Source organism: Pseudogemmobacter bohemicus (genome assembly GCF_003290025.1).
GTDB lineage: Bacteria > Pseudomonadota > Alphaproteobacteria > Rhodobacterales > Rhodobacteraceae > Pseudogemmobacter > Pseudogemmobacter bohemicus.
Map to the genome: position 1 here is coordinate 397927 of NZ_QNHG01000003.1, position 18228 is coordinate 416154.

Annotated in this window: 21 protein-coding genes; 9 read left to right on the plus strand and 12 right to left on the minus strand. The window is 64.5% G+C overall.

All coding sequences use genetic code 11. The features are described 5' to 3' along the window. Window positions 1-67: 67 nt before the first annotated feature. The 4 genes from DRF71_RS16720 to cbiB are packed head-to-tail and all read right to left on the minus strand — an operon-like array spanning window position 68 to window position 3677. The gene (locus DRF71_RS16720; RefSeq protein ID WP_112311683.1) at window positions 68-619 is read right to left on the minus strand and encodes a hypothetical protein; all 552 of its coding nucleotides are present in this window, start codon (window positions 617-619) and stop codon (window positions 68-70) included. Then, window positions 616-1545, minus strand: a complete 930-nt coding sequence (locus tag DRF71_RS16725) for a glycosyltransferase family 2 protein (protein ID WP_157971129.1) — start codon at window positions 1543-1545, stop codon at window positions 616-618. Before DRF71_RS16725 ends, DRF71_RS16720 begins: the two co-directional genes overlap by 4 nt. Next, window positions 1542-2768 carry a lytic murein transglycosylase gene (locus DRF71_RS16730; protein ID WP_112311685.1) on the minus strand — a complete coding sequence of 409 codons (1227 nt, stop codon included), beginning with the start codon at window positions 2766-2768 and terminating at the stop codon, window positions 1542-1544. Before DRF71_RS16730 ends, DRF71_RS16725 begins: the two co-directional genes overlap by 4 nt. A 9-nt stretch (window positions 2769-2777) precedes the next feature. After that, window positions 2778-3677, minus strand: a complete 900-nt coding sequence (cbiB, locus tag DRF71_RS16735; protein WP_232831558.1) for an adenosylcobinamide-phosphate synthase CbiB — start codon at window positions 3675-3677, stop codon at window positions 2778-2780. Window positions 3678-3881: 204 nt separating this feature from the next. On the opposite strand from cbiB, the gene DRF71_RS16740 reads away from it, so the two are divergent. Continuing rightward, window positions 3882-4238 carry a hypothetical protein gene (locus DRF71_RS16740; protein ID WP_112311687.1) on the plus strand — a complete coding sequence of 119 codons (357 nt, stop codon included), beginning with the start codon at window positions 3882-3884 and terminating at the stop codon, window positions 4236-4238. A gap of 112 nt (window positions 4239-4350) precedes the next feature. On the opposite strand, the gene DRF71_RS16745 is transcribed toward DRF71_RS16740, so the two are convergent. Next, on the minus strand, window positions 4351-4893 hold the full coding sequence (locus DRF71_RS16745; RefSeq protein WP_112311688.1) for a L,D-transpeptidase family protein: 543 nt from the start codon (window positions 4891-4893) through the stop codon (window positions 4351-4353). A 10-nt stretch (window positions 4894-4903) separates the two neighbouring features. After that, window positions 4904-6085 (minus strand): MalY/PatB family protein, encoded by a 1182-nt coding sequence (locus DRF71_RS16750; protein WP_112311689.1) that lies wholly within the window; start codon window positions 6083-6085, stop codon window positions 4904-4906. 175 nt (window positions 6086-6260) lie between these two features. Between DRF71_RS16750 and def (DRF71_RS16755) the strand changes: the two genes are divergently transcribed. The 4 genes from def (DRF71_RS16755) to DRF71_RS16775 all read left to right on the plus strand — a co-directional run bounded on the left by def (DRF71_RS16755) (window position 6261) and on the right by DRF71_RS16775 (window position 9612). Continuing rightward, window positions 6261-6782, plus strand: coding sequence for a peptide deformylase (gene def, locus DRF71_RS16755; RefSeq protein ID WP_112312126.1), 522 nt, complete (start codon window positions 6261-6263; stop codon window positions 6780-6782). Continuing rightward, window positions 6782-7285 carry a peptide deformylase gene (gene def / locus DRF71_RS16760; protein WP_112311690.1) on the plus strand — a complete coding sequence of 168 codons (504 nt, stop codon included), beginning with the start codon at window positions 6782-6784 and terminating at the stop codon, window positions 7283-7285. Before def (DRF71_RS16755) ends, def (DRF71_RS16760) begins: the two co-directional genes overlap by 1 nt. A gap of 9 nt (window positions 7286-7294) precedes the next feature. Beyond that, window positions 7295-8188 (plus strand): methionyl-tRNA formyltransferase, encoded by an 894-nt coding sequence (gene fmt, locus DRF71_RS16765; RefSeq protein ID WP_112311691.1) that lies wholly within the window; start codon window positions 7295-7297, stop codon window positions 8186-8188. A gap of 1190 nt (window positions 8189-9378) precedes the next feature. Then, a complete protein-coding gene (locus DRF71_RS16775; protein ID WP_112311693.1) occupies window positions 9379-9612 on the plus strand; it encodes a GlsB/YeaQ/YmgE family stress response membrane protein in 234 nt (77 codons plus the stop codon). Between the two features lie 54 nt (window positions 9613-9666). Here the strand turns inward: DRF71_RS16775 and DRF71_RS16780 are convergent, their stop codons facing one another. The 6 genes from DRF71_RS16780 to DRF71_RS16805 all read right to left on the minus strand — a co-directional run bounded on the left by DRF71_RS16780 (window position 9667) and on the right by DRF71_RS16805 (window position 13599). Then, window positions 9667-10167 carry a TetR/AcrR family transcriptional regulator gene (locus DRF71_RS16780; protein ID WP_112311694.1) on the minus strand — a complete coding sequence of 167 codons (501 nt, stop codon included), beginning with the start codon at window positions 10165-10167 and terminating at the stop codon, window positions 9667-9669. A gap of 32 nt (window positions 10168-10199) precedes the next feature. Beyond that, window positions 10200-10679: a ribonuclease HI gene (rnhA, locus tag DRF71_RS16785; RefSeq protein WP_112311695.1), complete on the minus strand. Its 480-nt coding sequence runs from the start codon at window positions 10677-10679 to the stop codon at window positions 10200-10202. Window positions 10680-10691: 12 nt separating this feature from the next. Further along, window positions 10692-11297 (minus strand): LysE family translocator, encoded by a 606-nt coding sequence (locus DRF71_RS16790; RefSeq protein WP_112312127.1) that lies wholly within the window; start codon window positions 11295-11297, stop codon window positions 10692-10694. Between the two features lie 18 nt (window positions 11298-11315). Continuing rightward, the gene (gene ispH / locus DRF71_RS16795; RefSeq protein WP_112311696.1) at window positions 11316-12272 is read right to left on the minus strand and encodes a 4-hydroxy-3-methylbut-2-enyl diphosphate reductase; all 957 of its coding nucleotides are present in this window, start codon (window positions 12270-12272) and stop codon (window positions 11316-11318) included. A gap of 105 nt (window positions 12273-12377) precedes the next feature. Then, window positions 12378-12833: a YqaA family protein gene (locus DRF71_RS16800; protein ID WP_112311697.1), complete on the minus strand. Its 456-nt coding sequence runs from the start codon at window positions 12831-12833 to the stop codon at window positions 12378-12380. A gap of 190 nt (window positions 12834-13023) precedes the next feature. Continuing rightward, window positions 13024-13599 (minus strand): LabA-like NYN domain-containing protein, encoded by a 576-nt coding sequence (locus DRF71_RS16805; RefSeq protein WP_112311698.1) that lies wholly within the window; start codon window positions 13597-13599, stop codon window positions 13024-13026. A gap of 124 nt (window positions 13600-13723) precedes the next feature. Here DRF71_RS16805 and folK point away from each other — a divergent pair, with 124 nt between their 5' ends. The 4 genes from folK to DRF71_RS16825 all read left to right on the plus strand — a co-directional run bounded on the left by folK (window position 13724) and on the right by DRF71_RS16825 (window position 17949). After that, entirely contained in the window at window positions 13724-14314 is a 591-nt protein-coding gene (folK, locus tag DRF71_RS16810) for a 2-amino-4-hydroxy-6-hydroxymethyldihydropteridine diphosphokinase (protein ID WP_112311699.1), read from the plus strand. 239 nt (window positions 14315-14553) lie between these two features. After that, window positions 14554-14907 carry a DNA-directed RNA polymerase subunit omega gene (gene rpoZ, locus DRF71_RS16815; protein WP_112311700.1) on the plus strand — a complete coding sequence of 118 codons (354 nt, stop codon included), beginning with the start codon at window positions 14554-14556 and terminating at the stop codon, window positions 14905-14907. 93 nt (window positions 14908-15000) lie between these two features. Continuing rightward, on the plus strand, window positions 15001-17118 hold the full coding sequence (locus DRF71_RS16820; RefSeq protein ID WP_112311701.1) for a RelA/SpoT family protein: 2118 nt from the start codon (window positions 15001-15003) through the stop codon (window positions 17116-17118). Window positions 17119-17217: 99 nt separating this feature from the next. Beyond that, window positions 17218-17949: a pyridoxine 5'-phosphate synthase gene (locus DRF71_RS16825; protein WP_112311702.1), complete on the plus strand. Its 732-nt coding sequence runs from the start codon at window positions 17218-17220 to the stop codon at window positions 17947-17949. The last annotated feature ends 279 nt before the right edge of the window (window positions 17950-18228 follow it).

Consider the following 18228-nt stretch of genomic DNA (forward strand, 5'->3'; position numbering starts at 1 on the left):
GTCCCGGAACGGGACGGGGGCAGCGCCCCCTTCTGTTTCTTCGCCCTTTCCGGTTCTTCCCGGGCCGCTACCCGCGCGAAACCACGCGGATCTCATCGCCCTGTCGCAGCACCCCGTCGCGCTCGATCGAACAGAGGATGCCGCGCAGCCGCAGCGCGCGATGCTCGGGCAGGTTCACCCAGACCATCGCATCCTCGCCATAGCGCACCTTCCATTTCACACAGGCATCGTTGAACACCTCCGACACCCGGATCAGCGCCGTCCCCGCCTCCAGCAGCGCACCGACCGGCAGATTGGCCTCGGATGTGTCGAGATCGGCGATCACCGGATCGCCCGGATGCACCGCCGCGTCCGGATCAGGGCGCACCAGATCATGTACCCGCGCCGGCAGGATCGAGACCTGGATCGCCGGGTCGGGCGAGCCATCCTCCAGCCGGAGCCAGGGCTCTTTTGACCAGCGCTCGCCCGGGATGCCGCCCGTGACCGTCATCACCAGCCGGTCCGGATGTTCGCGCAGATTGCGCCCGGGGCGGAAGGTCAGCTGCCGCGCCGTTGTCACCTCTTTCGGAGCCTCGGTCACATGCCGGATACCGGCCATCAGCACATCCATCGGCGTCATGTCCCACCCCCCTGCAAGCCGCTTTCAGACAAGCCCGCGATCCGGCGCCGCAGGTCAAGCTGCGCCTCGACCAGCCGCCCGGCCCCGCGCAGAAGATCAGCCGTTTCCGGATGCAGCATCTGCGTCACCCGGTAGAAATCCGCAATCTGTCCGGGGCTGGCCGCCGCAAGCCAGGCCTGCATCCCGGGCCGGTACTGATAGGCGCCGCGCGTCAGGCGGAACGGCAGCGCTGCCAGCCAGTCCTGGCGGGCTTCGGCATGGAAATGCAAAAGGCGCAGCCCGGGATGGAACTCTGGCCCCGGCAGCCGCTCGCCACCGATAAACGCCCCGTGCAGGCGGGGCGACAGCCCCGGCACGCCCGAGCGAAAAAACACCTTGCCGGCGGAATGCGACAGCATCGCCTCGGGCAGGATTTCGGCATACTCGCCCAGAACCGGTACGCGCAGCGCCGCATGGGGCTGCTTCAGGGCGCCGCGAAAGATCCGGGCAGTGTAGATGTCATCGGGAAGATCCGGATCATGCATCGCCTCGAAAGGCGCCATCCGGCACAGGATGTCCCTGGCTGGCAGACAGCCCAGCACCTCGGAGACCGGCCTCACCGGCCAGATGAATTCATCGACATCAATATGGCCAAGCCAGTCGGCTCCGCCCTTGCGGTAGACCATGCGGGCATTCTTCGCCTGGCGGTTCTGGTGCCGCCCGGGCCGCCCGCCAAGCGCCTGCCAATGGGCCTCGTCACAGGCGATCAGGCGCACCCCTGGCAGGCCCCGCGCCGCAATCGCCGCCAGCGCCGGATCAGCGGGCTCATCAAAGCACAGGGTGATTTCAGCCGCGCCCAGATCCAGGTGCCAGGCGAGGAAGGCGAGGATCTTCTCCCCGGGCGCTTTCACCGTGGCGACCAGCGCCCAGGAGGCCCGGCGCCTCATAGCAGGTCCAGGAGTTCCCGCGTCGGCCATGCATCCGCCGGCAGACCAAGGCGCTGCTGCTCAGTCTGGACCGCGCGCCGCGTGCCCGCGCCCAGCACCCCGTCAATCGCCCCGACATCATGGCCCAGTTCCTTGAGCCGCGTCTGCAGCGCCTTCATCTCCTCATCGGACAAAAGCGGGTCGGGAGAGGTGTTCAGCGCCGATTCCGCCCCTTCGATCAGGGTCGCGAAATAGGCGGCGGTGGTCACATAGGTCAGGCTTTTGTTCCATTTCAGCAGGACATGGAAATTCGGAAACACCAGAAAAGCCGGCCCCTTGCGGCCCTGGGGCAGCAAAAGCGAGGCCTCAAGCTCGGCCGGCAGCGTATTGCCGCGCCGGGGCGCCACGCCAAGCGCCGCCCATTGCGCCACCGGCAGATCATTGTCCAGCCCGCTCAGCGCCCAGTCGAATGTCTCGGGCAGCACAACCTCGATCAGCCAGGGCTCACCGGCCCGCCAGCCGTGAGATTTCAGCATATTGGCGCCCGACATCAGCGCATCAGCGACCGAGGTTTTCAGCCGCACACGGCCGTCGCCATCGCCGTCTATACCGCGTTCAAGAATATCCTGGGGCAGCATCTGGACCATGCCGATCTCGCCGGCCCAGGCGCCGGTCGTGTCCAGCGGCAGATCGCCTTTCGCGAAAAGCCGCATCGCGGCAAAGGCCTGCGGGCGGAACATCCCGGGCCGCCGGCAATCCCAGGCAAGGCTGAGGATCGCCTCGCGCGTGTTGTAATTGCCCTGAAAACGGCCGAAATCGGTTTCGAACCCCCAGATCGCCAGCATGACGCCGGGTGGCACGCCGTAAGTGGTCTCGGCGCGGGCGAACAGCTCCTGATTGCGGTCCCAGGCGATCATCGCATCGGGCTGGCGCTTGTCGCCGATCAGGCTTTGCGCGAATTCGAGAAAGGGTTTGCGGAACACGCCCTGGCGCTGATCGGCTTTCAGCACCTCGGGCTCGGCACGGGCATCGGCCAGCCAGCCATCGACCGCCGCCTCGGGGATGCCGGCAGCCAGCGCCTCGGTCCTGAGCCCCGCAAGAAACTCGGGGAAACTGCCGCCGCAGGGAACCTCTGGGGCGGGTTCGGCGGTGGTCGTGGTGGTATTGGGGGCCGGTGCGATGATGGTTTCTGCCCGGGCGGCGAAGGGGGCCAGCAATCCGGCTATGATCAGGGGTCTCAGCATGGCGCGACGCTAGACGAGCGCGGCCACAAGGGCAATCGCCAGCATCAGCCCCCAGGCCCGCCACAAAGCGCGGCAGGCGGCGTCAATGTCACCCGGACCGGCATCGCGGCGCCCCTCGGGCCAGACCCAGGAGTACCAGCGCATCTCGCCATTATAGCTGCGCGGGCCGGAAAGTGCGATGTTCAGAATGGGTGCGAGGGTGGATTCCGGCCAGCCGGCATTGGGGCTGCGATGCTGAGGCGCGTCGCGAAAGACCGGGCGCGGGTCGAGCCAGCCATGCGACAGCGCCAGTAACAAAGCCGTCAGCCGCGCCGGGATCAGATTCAGAAGGTCATCGAACCGCGCCGCAGCCCAGCCGAATTCGCGGTGGCGCGGTGTCATATGACCGATCATCGAATCGGCGGTATTGGTGATCTTGTAGATCAGGATCCCCGGCAGACCGGCGATCAGGAACCAGATGACCGGCGCGATCACCCCGTCCGAGAGGTTCTCTGCCGCCGATTCAATCGCGGCGCGGGCCACATCGGGCTCGCGCATGTCTTTGGTGTCGCGCCCGACGATCATTGCCACCGCTCGCTTGCCCTCATCAAGCGAGCGGCGCAGCCCTTCGGCCACCGCCCGCACATGATCCACCAGCGAGCGCTGCGCGATCAGGATGGCGGCGATCACGGTCCCGATCACGCTGTGATATGGCAGCTTGCCAATCAGCCAGCCCAGAAGCCCCGCCGTGCCGACGAGTGCCAGCATCACCAGCGCCCCTTTCAGCCGCCGCGCCGCGCCCCGGTTGAAGCGCTGGTCAGCCGCGCCGATCAGCCGCCCCATCAGCACCGCCGGATGCGGCAGGCGCTGCCAGAGCCATGCAGGCTCACCAAAGGCGGCGTCGAGAATCATGGCCAGAACCAGAACCATGCCGGACCCCATGCTGGTGGTTGCGAATCAACTGACAGGGAAGTGAACCGGATCGGGTTCGCGGGCAAGCAGGCTTTCAGCCGGTCCAGGCTGCGGCATTGTCGCCACGAAGGCTTCATCTTTGCGTCGCAAACCGGGTTCACAATGAGAGTGACTTGATTTGACGAGCTTTCGGGTTTGTGCTGGAGTCAGGAGGGGACGGAAATGCTGGAATATCTGCCCAAGGAGTTGCGTGACCATCTCGACGCCGCCCGCAAGCGCCAGCAAAGGCGCAAATCGCGGATGCGGGTCGAACTCGGCGATCTGCTGGTCTATCCGGTGCTGCGGTTCTGGCAGGGTGGTTTTTCGCTTGATGCCGATCTGGTGCCGGCGCGGCTGCGGGGCCTTGTCGATCTCTATGACGGCCCGCGCCATGTCTTTCAGTGCCTGATCGTTGCCTCGGAAATCGTCGATGGCGAACTGGTCTGCGAATTCAAACGCCTGACCCCGGTGACCAACCGTGCGCCCCTTGATTACTGGCGCGACGAGAATGCGCCGGCGGGCTATCTGCCACCCGCGTAGGGAGGGGGCCAGCCCCCTCCACCCCCGGAGTATTGAGATCAAGAGGAAGAGCATATTTCCTCTTGATTTAAATACTCCCGCCGGAGGCATCCTCGGCTGGCCAGAGGGGCTGTCACGGCCGCACCTCAATCACGGTGCCAACCGGGGCCACCGCCCAAATCTCCCGGATTTCAGCATTGCTGACCGCAATACAACCTGCGGTCCAGTCGGACGTGATCAGCGTGTCGTCGGGCAGCATATTGGGCTGGCCATGGATCATAATATCGCCGCCCGGTGCATAGCCGCCGGCGCGGGCGCGGGCGCGGTCATCGGGCTGCGGGTAATCGAGCCCCAGAGACAGGTGGTAGGCCGATTGTTCATTGCGGCGGTCGATGCGGAATTCGCCTTCCGGGGTGCGCCCGTCGCCTTCGCGTTCTTTGTCCCCGGCGGGGGAGAAGCCGAGCGCGATCCGATAGACCCTTACCTCTTTGCCATCCTGGATCAGCGCCATGCGCCGCGCCGCCTTTTCGATCACGATCCGCTCGACAGTGCCGGTCAGTGGCAGGGGGATCTCCGGGTCAGGTGTTTCAGTCTCGCGTGGCCAGAAGAGCAGGGCTCCGGCCAGCACGAGGCCCGCAAGGGTCAGAAAGGAGAAGAGCCGCGCGAGGCGCTTCATGGATGCCGCATTACTGCAGATCCGCGAAGGCGGCCTGCAACCGGGTGATCGCCTCTGCCACCTGTGCGCGCGGCGCAGCGATGTTGAAGCGCAGGAAGTTCTCGCCGCCCTTGCCGAAACTGTCGCCGTGATTGGTGGCGATGGCGGCCTCGCCCTCGATCCGCGCCAGCATCGCGGCTTTGTCGAACCCGGTCCCGGAGAAATCCACCCAGGAGAGGTAGGTCGCCTCCAGCTCCATGGATTTCAGCCCCGGGATCGCATTGATCGCCGTATCAAACAGCCGCCGGTTGCCGTCGAGATAGGTCATCAGCGCATCGACCCAGGCGGCCCCTTCGGGCGAGCAGGCGGCGGTGACCATATGCATGCCGAAACTGTTGGGTGAAATCCCGATCGCCCCCATCACCGCCGAGAACCGCTTGCGCAGGGACGGATCGGCGATGATCACATTGCCGATATGGGCGCCGGCGATGTTGAAGGTCTTGGTTGTTGCCGTCAGCATCACCAGCCGGTCGGTGATCTCTGGCGCAGCATTCGCCATGACATGGTGTTTCTGGCCCGGATAGGTCAGGTCAAAATGGATCTCATCCGAGACGAGGATCAGGTCATGGCGTGCGGCAAATGCGGCGATCTCGCGCAGTTCGGCCCCGGTCCAGACCCTGCCGCCCGGATTATGCGGCGAGCACAAGATCAGCATGGTCTCGCGCCCCGTGAGCTGCGCTTCCCAGGCGACGATATCCAGCTGATAGCGCCCGGCCTCATCCTTCAGCGCGCATTCCACCACTTCGCGCCCGCTGGCCCGGATCACCCGGGCAAAGGCGTGATACACAGGCGTCATCAGCACGACACCGTCGCCTGCTGCGGTGAAGGCCTGGAGGCAAAGCCCGACCGCATTCACCAGCCCATGGGTGGTAAACACATGCGCCGGCTCGATCTTCCAGCCATGGCGGGTCTCCATCCACCAGGTCAGCGCCTCGTGATAGGGGCGATCATCACCGAAATAACCATAGACCCCGTGATCGAGCATCTTTTGCAGCGCGGTCTGCACGGCGGCGGGCGGGCGGAACTCCATATCCGCCACCCACATCGCAAGGCCCCGGTCATGCGGGATGCCGTAAAGCGTCTCAAGCATATCCCATTTCACGCAATGGGAGCCGAAACGGTTGATGGGGGCGTCGAAATCGGGGCGGGTCATGGCTGGGTCTTTCTGCGCGGATACCCTGAATGGCTAGCCGCTGACGCGCGGCGGATCAATCGGCCTGCAACCGGTCTCATGCAGATATGCGCAAATCCCCCCCGGGCGACAGCAAATCCCCCCGGCGACAGCAAATCCCTTGCAGGGAAGGGGGGCGATGACCTACATCCCCCTCATGCTGCGCCCCATCCTGATCCATCCCGATCCCCGCCTGAAAAAGCTCTGCGATCCCGTGACCGAGGTGACGGATGAGATGCGCAGGCTGGCCGATGACATGCTGGAAACCATGTATGACGCGCCGGGCGTTGGCCTGGCGGCGCCGCAGGTCGGCGTGACAAAGCGCCTCCTCGTGATGGATTGCATCAAGGAAGGCACGCCCGAGCCGATGGCGCTGATCAATCCCGAGGTGATCTGGTCTTCCGAAGATCTGAACATCTATGAGGAGGGCTGCCTCTCGATCCCCGATCAATATGCCGAGGTAAAGCGCCCGGCGCTGGTCACCGTGCGCTGGACCGGGCTCGACAGCAGGATCGAAGAGCGGACATTCGAGGGGCTCTGGGCCACCTGCGTCCAGCATGAGATCGACCATCTGAACGGCAAGCTCTTCATCGATTATCTGGGGCCGCTGAAGCGCCAGATGATCACTCGCAAGATGGAGAAGCTGAAGCGCGAGCGCGCGCGGTCGGTGGAGGTCTGATGGCGGTCCGGGTTTGTGTGCCCTACCCGCATCCGGTGCTGAAAGTGCCGGCGGCGGATGTGGCTGAGATCACCGATGAGATGCGCGCCCTCTGGCGCGACATGGTTGATACGATGGAGGCGATGCCGGGCTATGGCCTTGCCGCTGTGCAGATCGGGGTGCCATTGCGGCTTGCTGTGGTCGATTGTTCCGAGGCGCGCGGCCAGGCGGTGCTGATGGCCAATCCCGAGGTGATCCATGCCTCGGTCCAGCCCCGCGACCATGAAGAGGCTTCGCCCAATCTGCCCGGCGTTTCGGCGAAAGTGACGCGGCCGCGTGCGGTGACGGTCCGGTTCCTGAACGCAGAAGGCCAGGCAGAGGAGCGCGATTTCGTGAACCTCTGGGCCACATCGGTGCAGCACCAGATCGACCACCTGGCGGGCAAGATGTATTTCGACCATCTCTCGCCCCTGAAACGCAAAATGCTGATCGCGAAGGCGGAGAAGATCCGCAAACGCGGCTGAGGAGGCGCCATGCGCATCATCTTCATGGGCACGCCGGAGTTTTCGGTGCCGGTGCTTGAGGCGCTGCATGCGCGCCATGAGGTGGTCGGCGTCTGGTCGCAACCGCCCCGCCCGGCGGGTCGCGGCAAAGAGCTGCGCAGGACCCCGGTTCATGCGCGGGCCGAAGCGCTTGGACTGATGGTTCACACGCCCGGGAAGCTGCGCGCGCCGGAAGACCAGGCTGAGATCGCCGCGCTGAACGCCGATGTGGCGGTGGTGGTGGCCTATGGTCTGATCCTGCCCCAGGCAGTGCTGGATATGCCGGCGCATGGCTGTCTGAACATCCATGCCTCGCTTTTGCCGCGCTGGAGGGGGGCTGCGCCGATCCATCGTGCGATTATGGCGGGCGATGCCGAAACCGGCATCTGTATCATGCAGATGGAGGCGGGACTTGATACCGGCCCGGTTCTCCTGCGCCGCGAAACCGCGATTGGCGCTGAGGACGTCACCGCAGAGCTGCATGACCGCCTCTCGGCCATGGGGGCCGGTGCGATCATCGAGGCGCTTGACCGGCTGGGCAGCCTGACCCCCGTGCCCCAGCCGGAGGAGGGCGTCACTTATGCCGCCAAGATCGACAAGGCCGAGGCGCGGGTGGACTGGACGCGTCCCTGCCAAGAGGTCGACAGCCATATCCGCGGGCTCTCGCCCTTTCCCGGCGCCTGGACGCAGGTGGGCGGCGAAAGGGTAAAGCTGCTGCGCTCGCGGATCGGCACCGGCGCCGGCGCCCCGGGTGCGGTGCTCGACGGCTTCACCATTGCCTGCGGCCAGGGCGCCGTCACTGTGACCGAGGCACAGCGCGAGGGTAAAAAGCCGATGCCGGCCAGCGAGGTGCTCAAAGGTCTCGCCCTGCCGCAGCATCTGTAAACGGGGGCGCGGCCCCGGCTGTTGCCTTTCACTCTGTCTGTGCCTGATTGCATCAGGTCCGACCCGCCGGCGATTTCCGGGATTTTCCGGTCTGAGCAAGGACCAGCCGGCTCAGTGGCGCGGAAGCGCCGCCCCCGCCCGCCGCTCGGGGATCGCGAGACCCGGCATCCGGGTGGGAGCGCTGCCCGGGCCGCGACGACGATCTGATCACAGATCCGGTCTTCGATTCGGTCGGGGTGAGCCCTGGGTTCCGTATCGACCCCGGCCCCCGGCATATACCCGCTGCCAGTTTTCAGGGGTTGAGGTCCTGTTCAACGGGCGGCCTCTGAAGGGCTGCGACAGGCATCCCTGATGCCGCGTTATGTGCGATCCCTCTCCGCCGCGACATTCTGTGTCGGACGGGTCAGGCGGGCAATCGGCGCGGCCTTTTCCGCATGCACAGCAAAGCCCCGACTCATCGAGAATCACATTCCAATCCGGCTGCGCGTGGCAAAGCACCTGAGCCTCTGAAAGCATCCGGGAGAGGTCATCAGGCTCCGAGGGAAGGAAAACGCGTCAACGCTTATGATGCCGGGATGCAGAAGTTTGACCTTCCCGGCATCAAAACAGCACCCGGCAGCCGCGTCTTCTGTCCCGGATCCCGGGTGATGCCTGCCGAGGGCGATGGTCAGTGGCGTGGCCATGGCGCCCGACAGCGCATGAATGAGCAAATGCCCCCGCGCGCGGCCCATACTGCGGCTCCGTGCCATCATCTTCCCTGCGGCAATCATAGGCGATCCCGAATGCGAGCAGGATCTCCCCATCGCGCTGCGGATGAACGTTCCGGATCACATATGCCGTGGCAGAAGCGGTGCGCCAGTGCTGGCCACCATCAACAGGGCTCTATGCGCCAGCCCATTCCGCCCTGCCACAGAGATAAGCTCATAGATAAACTCAGGGATCAGCTCCTGCCAGAGCGCTGCTTTCTCAGGGTCACCAGGTCGCATGAGGCTTGCCTGATTTTGCAACAGAGGACAGGCACCGCGCCTGTATCCGGGCAGACCGGCCCGGGATATTCAGGGGCAGAGGAATGCCGGTTTCATCTGTCGCTAAATATCCCCGCCGGAGGCTTCCGGACGAAATCGGGGGGTACGGTCTTTTCGTAAGGGCGCGGCATTCCCATATTCCGAAGAGCAGCAGAGGAGGACAGGGTGCCGTTTATCGGACTTCTGATCATCGGGGTCGCGGCCGGGTTTCTCGCGACACGGGTTATGCGGCTTGAGACCGATGTGCCGACCACCATCGCGATCGGCATATTCGGCGCTTTGATCGGCGGGTTTGCGTTGCGGTTTCTTGTCTGGTCGCTGGGCGCCGCTGCGGGGTTTGTCGGGGCTTTCCTTGGCGCGCTGGCGCTGATCTGGGCCTGGAAGACCTGGATGCGCTGAGACGCGGGCAGTCAGCCCCCGTATTCAACCCAGGTGCATTCAATCCGGGCGCATTCAGCCCAGGCGTTTGACCAGGTCTTTCAGCCGCAGCTCATCCAGCCCCCAGATCAGCCGGCCCTGCCAGGCAGCGAACAGGATCTGCGCCGTCTGCCGTGCCTTTTCGCCCTGGCCGATCCGCAGAGCCAGCCGCATCTCGACCTGGTTGCGCCAGGCAGAGGCGGCCTCCAGCGCGGCTGTGTCGCGCTGGCTCAGCATCAGAAGGCGGGCGAAGGGCTCCACCCCGTCCTCCAGCGCTTTCAACAGCGCCTGTGGCCCCTTGCTTTGGCTGGCCTGATCTGCGGCATCAAGCCGGGTCCCGATCTCGTCCCAGCCATCGCGCGCGGCGGCGGCCTGCAGCCCCTCGACCGATCCGAACCGCTGCGCCAGGGTCGAGGCCGCCAGCCCCGTCGCCCGTGCAAGATTGCCGAAACTGATCGCCTTTTCGCCCCCGGCGGCAAAGAGCTGGCGGGTCGCTTTCAGGACTTCGGCATCAGAGAGGATTTTGCGGCGGGGCATAAGTGACAGCCTGCGCGAGGAGGGCGGGCCATTCAAGCCCTTTCCTGTGATCCTTTTGCGGCGCTTTTGTAAGGGGCCATGCCGGCACGGGCCAGCGCATCGGCGCGCTCGTTCTCTTCGTGCCCGGCATGGCCCTTGATCCATTGCCAGGTCACCTGATGGCGGGCCTGGGCCAGGTCGAGCCGTTGCCACAGATCGGCATTCTTCACCGGCTTTTTGTCGGCGGTTTTCCAGCCATTGCGTTTCCAGCCATGGATCCAGCCGGTCACGCCGTTTTTCACATAGGCGCTGTCGGTCACCACGGTCAGCTCTGACGCCCGGGTCAGGCTTTCCAGCGCCTGGATCGAGGCCATGAGTTCCATCCGGTTGTTGGTGGTATCAGCCTCGCCGCCCGACAGCTCGCGCTCTTTCAGGACAGTCTCGCCGTCGCGCGCGATCAGCAGGGCGCCCCAGCCGCCGGGGCCGGGATTTCCGGAGCAGGCTCCGTCTGTATAGGCAAAAAGATCAGGCATGGGCGCGTGATGTCACGGCGCGCGTTCCAGCGCAAGCCTGGCGCCAAGCGCCGCGAAAGAGGCCGCAAAGGCGCGTTTGACCCAGGCCATCAGCCGGTCAGAGGACAGAAGGCGGCTGCGGCCGGTGGCGCCCAGCACGACATAGAGAAGGAAAGTCGCGAAGGTCATCGCGGTAAAGCCGCTGCCAAGGATCACCAGATCCGCCAGCCCCGCGCCTTCCGGCAGGAATTGCGGGATGAAGGCCACGAAGAACAGCGGAAGCTTCGGGTTCAGCAGGTTCAAAAGGATCCCGCGCCATATCAGCCGTGCGGGCGAGCCTCCGTGCGCCGCCGTGATCGCCATCGGGCCACCCGATTGCAGCACTGCCCAGGCCATCCACAAGAGATAGGCGACGCCGGCATATTTGATCGCCTGGAACAGGATCGCCGAGGTGTGCAGCACCGCCGCCAGCCCGGCCATGGCGACGATCATATGGAAGACCGTGGCCAGTGTGCAACCGACCGTCGCATGGATCCCGGCCCGCGCGCCGCCTCCCAGCGTGACCGAGAGCGTATAGACCACCCCGATCCCCGGAGTGATGCAGACGATAAAGGCGGTCAGCAGGAATTCCGGGCTCAGGATCGACATGGCGAGCCTTTACGCTGCGGGCACACGCAGGATGCGCGGCACCTTGAATTCGATATTCTCGACGGCGGTTTCGACCAGCTCGACCGAGACATCAAAGCGGTCGCGGAAGGCGTCGATCACCTCATTGATCAGCACTTCGGGTGCCGAGGCGCCGGCGGTGACACCAAGCGCGTGGATCCCCTCCAGCGCGCGCCAGTCGATATCGGCGGCGCGCTGCACTAGCTGCGCGTAAGAGCAACCGGCGGCGCGCCCGACCTCGACCAGACGTTTCGAATTGGACGAATTCGGCGCACCGACCACCAGCAGCGCGTCGATCTTCGGCGCGATCGCCTTCACTGCCGCCTGGCGGTTGGTGGTGGCGTAGCAGATATCCTCATGGCCCGGGCCGGTGATGGCGGGAAAGCGTGTCCGCAGCGCCTCGACAATCGCCGCGGTGTCATCGACGGAAAGCGTGGTCTGGGTGGCGAAGGCGAGTTTGGTCTCATCGCGCACCGTCAGCCCCGCCACATCCTCGGGTGTCTCGACAAGCAGCACCTCGCCGGGGGGCAGCTGGCCCATGGTGCCGACGGTTTCGGGGTGGCCCTCATGGCCGATATAGATCAGCTGCAGGCCGTTGGTGTGGTGGCGCGCCGCCTCGTTATGGACTTTGGTGACCAGCGGGCAGGTGGCATCCACCGCGATCATCTGCCTGGTATTCGCCTCGGCCGGCACCGATTTCGGCACGCCATGGGCAGAGAACACCACCGGCCGGTCATTGGGGCATTCGCTGAGTTCCTCGACGAAAACCGCGCCTTTCGCGCGCAGCCCGTCGACCACATAGCGGTTATGCACGATTTCATGGCGGACATAGACCGGGGCGCCCCATTTCTCCAGCGCCATCTCGACGATCTGGATCGCCCGGTCCACACCGGCGCAGAAACCGCGCGGTGCAGCGAGATAGAGCATCAGAGGCGGGCGGGTGGTCATGGACGGCAGGTCATGGGAATTTCCGGATTGGCGCAGCGGACTGGCTTGCGTCAGAGGTAGTGTCAAAGCCGCCCGGGGTCCAGTGCCGCAAGCCGCGATCTGCGGTCAGCCAGCGGAAAAACCCTGCAAAACCCCGGCACCGACCAGCGCCAGCACCGTGTAGCGGGCGGTTTTCGCGATTGTGACCAGCACCAGGAAGACCAGCGGATTGACCCGCATCAGCCCGGCCAGCGCCACGATCAGATCGCCGCCCGGCGCCCAGCTGAACAGGAGCGACCAGAGCCCCCAGCGGGAAAACCAGGCGCGAGCGCGGATAAGGCCCTGATCGGTAAAGGGAAACCAGCGGCTGCCGCGCAGGCGCTCTCCGTTCATGCCGCACCAGTATGTGACGCAGGAGCCAAGGATATTCGCAACCGAGGCCACCAGGACCAGCGCGACCGGCCCATGCCCCGCGCCCTGCAAGGCGATGAAGACCAGTTCGGAATTCATCGGCAGCGGCGTGGCGGCGATGAAAGCCGCGAGCGCCAGACCGGCAAGGCCGAGGGTGGTCAGAAAATCCATAGGGCGCGCTCCTGGAGAGAAGCGCGCCCTATGGCAAGGTTAAACTGTCGCAAGGTTAAACCGCAGCACAGAAAAACGCGGTTTGGCGGGCGTTATCCGGAATCTCCCCCGAGGGCTCAGGTCGGGGAAAAGCGGATGCGGCCCAGTTTGTGGCCCAGCCCGTGGCCCAGTTTGCGACCCAGCCGCCGGTTCAGCGGGCGCCGACGCTGACCTCTTCGCCATCGGTGGTGCGCGGTTCACGCGGCGGTCGCCCGATCACGTCGCGCAGCTCGTCCAGCTCGATGAAGTTATCGGCCTGACGGCGCAATTCATCCGAGATCATCGGCGGCTGGCTGCGAATGGTCGAAACCACCGAAACGCGGACGCCCTGACGCTGGAGGCTTTCCACCAGCGGCCGGAAATCGCCATCGCCCGAGAAGAGCACGATATGATCCAGCCGCGCCGCGAGTTCCATCGCGTCCACCGCCAGTTCGATATCCATGTTTCCCTTCACCTTCCGGCGGCCCTGGCTGTCGGTATATTCCCGCGCCGGTTTGGTCCGCATGGTGAAACCGTTATAGTGCAGCCAGTCTACCAGCGGGCGGATAGGCGAGTATTCCTCGTTCTCCAGCAGTGCCGTGTAGTAAAAGGCCCGCAGCAGTTTGCCCCGGCGCATGAACTCCATCCGCAGAAGCTTGTAGTCGATGTCGAAACCAAGCGCCTTTGCAGCCGCGTAAAGATTCGATCCATCGATGAACAGCGCGAGCCGTTCGTCTTTGTAAAACATTCTCATTCCCCTCGAACAGCCGCTGCATTACCGAAGACGCATCAGGCAGACCGGTGGACCCAGAGGATCCGGGACGGCCTGAGATGGGTTTTCGATGCGTAATACGACTGGTAAACGATACGGTATGAAATTGATCGGCGACAAACCTGCAACCCCTGTTGTTATCGCTCTCGGCGCAAACCTGCCATTCGAGGGCAAGTTTCCGGCCGAAACTCTCCGCCTTGCCCTGGCCGCCCTCGGAGAGGATGGGTTAACGATTTCAGGGGCAAGCAGCTTGTGGAGTACCCCCTGTTTCCCCCGGGGGGCGGGGCCTGACTATGTTAACGCAATCATTTTGACTCACGTTGATGTGCTGACCGGTCCGGCCACGATTATGGCGATTTTGCATCGAATTGAGGCGAAATTCGGGCGGGAAAGGCACGAGAGATGGGGCGGAAGGACGCTGGATCTCGATCTGATCGCCTGGGGTGATTCGGTTTTTCCCGATGCTGCGACCCAGACCGCCTGGCGCGATCTGCCTGCCGACGAACAGGGGCGCCGGGCTCCTGACCAGCTGATCCTGCCGCATCCCCGGATGCAGGACCGCGCCTTCGTGCTGGTGCCGATGGCCGGGATCCTGCCCGACTGGCGCCATCCGCTGCTGGGGCTGACGGTACGCGACATGCTGGCCGCTTTGCCGGCAGAGGATCGCGAGGCGGTGAAACCTCTGCCCTGACAGGGGCTGTCGTGATAAGTGACGCGGATTTCCCGTTGACAGCACTTGTCGGCGGGGCTTGTCAGCAGGGTGAAATCCGCCTAGATAAACCTTTTCCGAGAGCCTGGCCCGTTCAGGTGTCTGTCTGCGCGTGGGCGAACCCTTGACTTCCGCCCCCGACTTTCGCGCCGGCAAACATCCGAAGACCGCCGGCGCTGCGCCCGGGTTTTGCCCGGCCCGAACCCTGGAGTGACTGACCCATGGCCCGTGTGACGGTCGAAGATTGCGTTGACAAGGTTCCGAACCGCTTTGAGCTGGTGATGCTGGCCGCCCATCGGGCGCGTGAGATCGCCACCGGCGCGCCGCTGACCATCGACCGCGATAATGACAAGAACCCGGTCGTCGCCCTGCGCGAAATCGCCGACGAGACCCAGTCGGCCGAGGTTCTGCGCGAGCGTATGATCGAGTCGCATCAGACCCAGATCGAGGTCGACGAGCCGGAAGAAGACCAGATGGCGCTTCTGATGGCGGGCGAGATCGACCGCCCGCAGCAAGACGACATGTCGGAAGAAAAACTGCTCCGCGCGCTGATGGAAGCCCAGGGCGAAAACTGAACTGAACCTGAGCAGCTAATCTGAGCTGTCCTGACGCAGCAGGCGGGGCCCCATGGCCCCGCGACCCTTCTGCGGCGGACGCGCGAGGCGGTAATGATTGACGTTGAAGACCTTATCGCCCTCGTCCGCAATTATAACCCACGCTCCGATGCCGATCTGATCCGCCGCGCCTATGCCTATGGCATAAGGATGCATGAGGGGCAGTTCCGTAAATCTGGCGAGCCCTATTTCACCCATCCCGTCGCCGTCGCCGCCATTCTTACCGAGATGCGGCTGGATGATGACACGATCGTCACCGCGCTTTTGCATGACACGATCGAAGACACCCGCTCGACCTGGACCGAGATCGCCGACCAGTTCGGCCCCGAGGTTGCGGAACTGGTGGATGGTGTCACCAAGCTGACCAATCTCCAGCTGTCCTCGGCCGAAAGCAAACAGGCCGAGAATTTCCGCAAGCTTTTCATGGCGATGTCCAAGGATCTGCGGGTGATCCTGGTGAAACTCGCCGACCGTCTGCACAATATGCGGACCATCAAGTCGATGAAGGCGGAAAAGCAGGCGCAAAAAGCCCGCGAGACGATGGAGATCTATGCGCCGCTGGCGGGGCGCATGGGGATGCAATGGATGCGCGAAGAACTGGAGGATCTGTCCTTCCGCGTGTTGAACCCCGATGCGCGCAATTCGATCATCCGCCGCTATGTGACCTTGCAGAAGAAAACCGGCGATGTGGTCCATAAGATCACCGCCGATATCCGGTCCGAGCTTGACCGCGAGGGGCTGGAGGCGATGGTTTACGGCCGCGCCAAGAAACCCTATTCGATCTGGCGCAAGATGCAGGAGAAGGATCTCGCCTTCTCGCAGCTCTCAGACATCTATGGCTTCCGGGTGATCTGCGGCTCGCTGCCCGATTGCTACCGCATCCTCGGCGTGATCCATCAGCGCTGGCGGGCGGTGCCGGGGCGGTTCAAGGATTACATCTCTCAGCCGAAATCCAACGGCTACCGTTCGATCCACACGACGGTTTCAGGACGCGCGGCCTCCAAGGTCGAGGTGCAGATCCGCACCCGCGAGATGCATGAGGTCGCCGAATCTGGTGTCGCCGCGCATTGGTCCTACCGCGAGGGCGTGCTGGGCCGGAACCCCTTCGCCGTCGATCCCGCCAGCTGGATCAGCCAGATGACCGAGCGTCTGGACGAGGAAGACCACGACGAATTCCTCGAAAACGTCAAGCTTGAGATGTATTCCGATCAGGTCTTCTGCTTCACGCCCAAGGGGGATGTGGTGCAGTTGCCACGCGGTGCAACGCCTCTCGATTTCGCCTATGCGATCCATACCAGGATCGGGAATTCCACCGTATCGGCAAAGGTCGACGGCATTCGCGTGCCGCTCTGGACCCGGCTGAAAAACGGACAATCCGTCGAGATCATCACCGCCGAGGGCCAGCGCCCGCAACCGACCTGGGTGGATATCGTCACCACGGGCCGCGCCAAGGCCGCGATCCGCCGGTCCCTGCGTGAGGAAGACCGCGGCCGTTTCGTCAAACTCGGCCAGGAACTGGCGCGGGCGGCGTTCGAGCATGTCGGCAAGAAGGCCAGCGAAAAGGCCATGCGTACGGCGGCGAAACTGCTGGGCTACCCGGATGAGAGTGAGCTTCTGGCCCGTGTCGGCTCGGCCGAGATCACCGCGCGCCGCCTTGTCGAGGTGCTCTACCCGGAACTGGTGACCACCCGCGAGCCCCAGGTCGACAGCCAGCGCCCGGTTGTCGGGCTGGAAAACGACCAGGCCTTCCGCCGCGCCCCCTGCTGCCAGCCGCTGCCGGGCGAGCGCATCGTCGGCATCACCTATCGCGGCAAGGGTGTCGTCGCCCATGCCATCGACTGCCCGGCGCTGGAAGAATTTGAGAGCCAGACCGAACGCTGGGTCGATCTGCAATGGATGACCGGCCGCCATGCGCCGATCCATTCCGTGTCGCTGGAGCTGACGATCTCCAATGATGCCGGCGTGCTGGGCCGGGTCTGCACCCTGATCGGCGAGCAGCGGGCCAATATCTCGGATCTGAAATTCTCCGACCGCAAACCCGATTTCTTCCGCCTGCTGATCGAGGTGGATCTGCGCGATGTCGAACATCTGCATATGGTGATGACCGCGCTTGAGGCCGATACCGATGTGGCGCAGATCTCGCGCCACCGCGACCTTTCGCGCAAGCCCTGATCTGCGCCGCTCCATTGCGGGCGGGCGGAAATCTCCTTAACCTTTCGCCCGCCGGTCCCTTATGGGCCGGGCAGGCGAGGTTGGTGCGCAGGAGGGGCAATGGCAGATCGCGACAGGCTGAGGCTTGGGATCAGTGTCGACCATGTGGCAACGCTGCGCAATGCCCGCAGCGCGGTCTGGCCCGATCCGCTCAGGGCGGCGATGCTGGCCGAGGCTTCGGGCGCCGATGGCATCACGGCCCATCTGCGCGAGGATCGCAGCCATCTGCGCGACGATGATATCGAGGCGCTTATGGCCGGAACCGGCATCCCTCTGCATCTGAAATGCAGCCCTGGCGCGGCAATGCTGGCCTTTCTGCTGCGGCTGAAACCGCAATCCTGCTGTCTGCTGCCCGAGGCGGATGGGCCCGGCGGGCTGGATGTCGCTGCGCATGAGACTGCGTTGCGCCGCTTTATCCAGCCGCTGCGCGAGGCGGGGATTCGCGTTTCGATCCTGATCGAGCCCGAGCCCGCCCCGGTCGAGGCCGCCGCCCGCATCGGCGCCGCCATGGTCGAGCTGAACAGCGCGCCCTGGTCCGGGCATCACGCGAATGGCGAGGACGGCGCCGCCTCGGCGGCGCTTGGGGCGCTGCGCGCGACCGCCGCCCTGGCGGTGTCGCTGGGGCTTGAGGTCCATGCCGGCAATGGGCTCACCTATGAGAATGTCGAGGCGATCGCCGCGATTCCGGGGATTTCCACGCTGCATATCGGCCATTTCCTGATCGGCGAGGCGGTCTATATCGGCCTCGGCCCCGCCATTGAGGAAATGCGCCGCCGCATCGATGCCGCATGACGGTGACGACGGAACTGGCAAAGCTTGCCGGGGCACTGGTTTTGCTTGCGGCCGCTTTCGGGCTGTTTCACCCTTGGCCTGCGGGCCCGGTCTCGAAGGGGGACCCGCTGCTGGCCGGGGATTGCTCCGCCTGGAAAAAAACCTGTACCCGATCAGGCCACGAACGGGCCGGGATCACAGGCGGTTTGATGCTCAGGCCTTTGAGGCGACTGCTTACAATCGCAATGATATTGCAGGCGGCGGGTATGTCCTGATGCTGCGACAGGCGGCCAGCGCGGA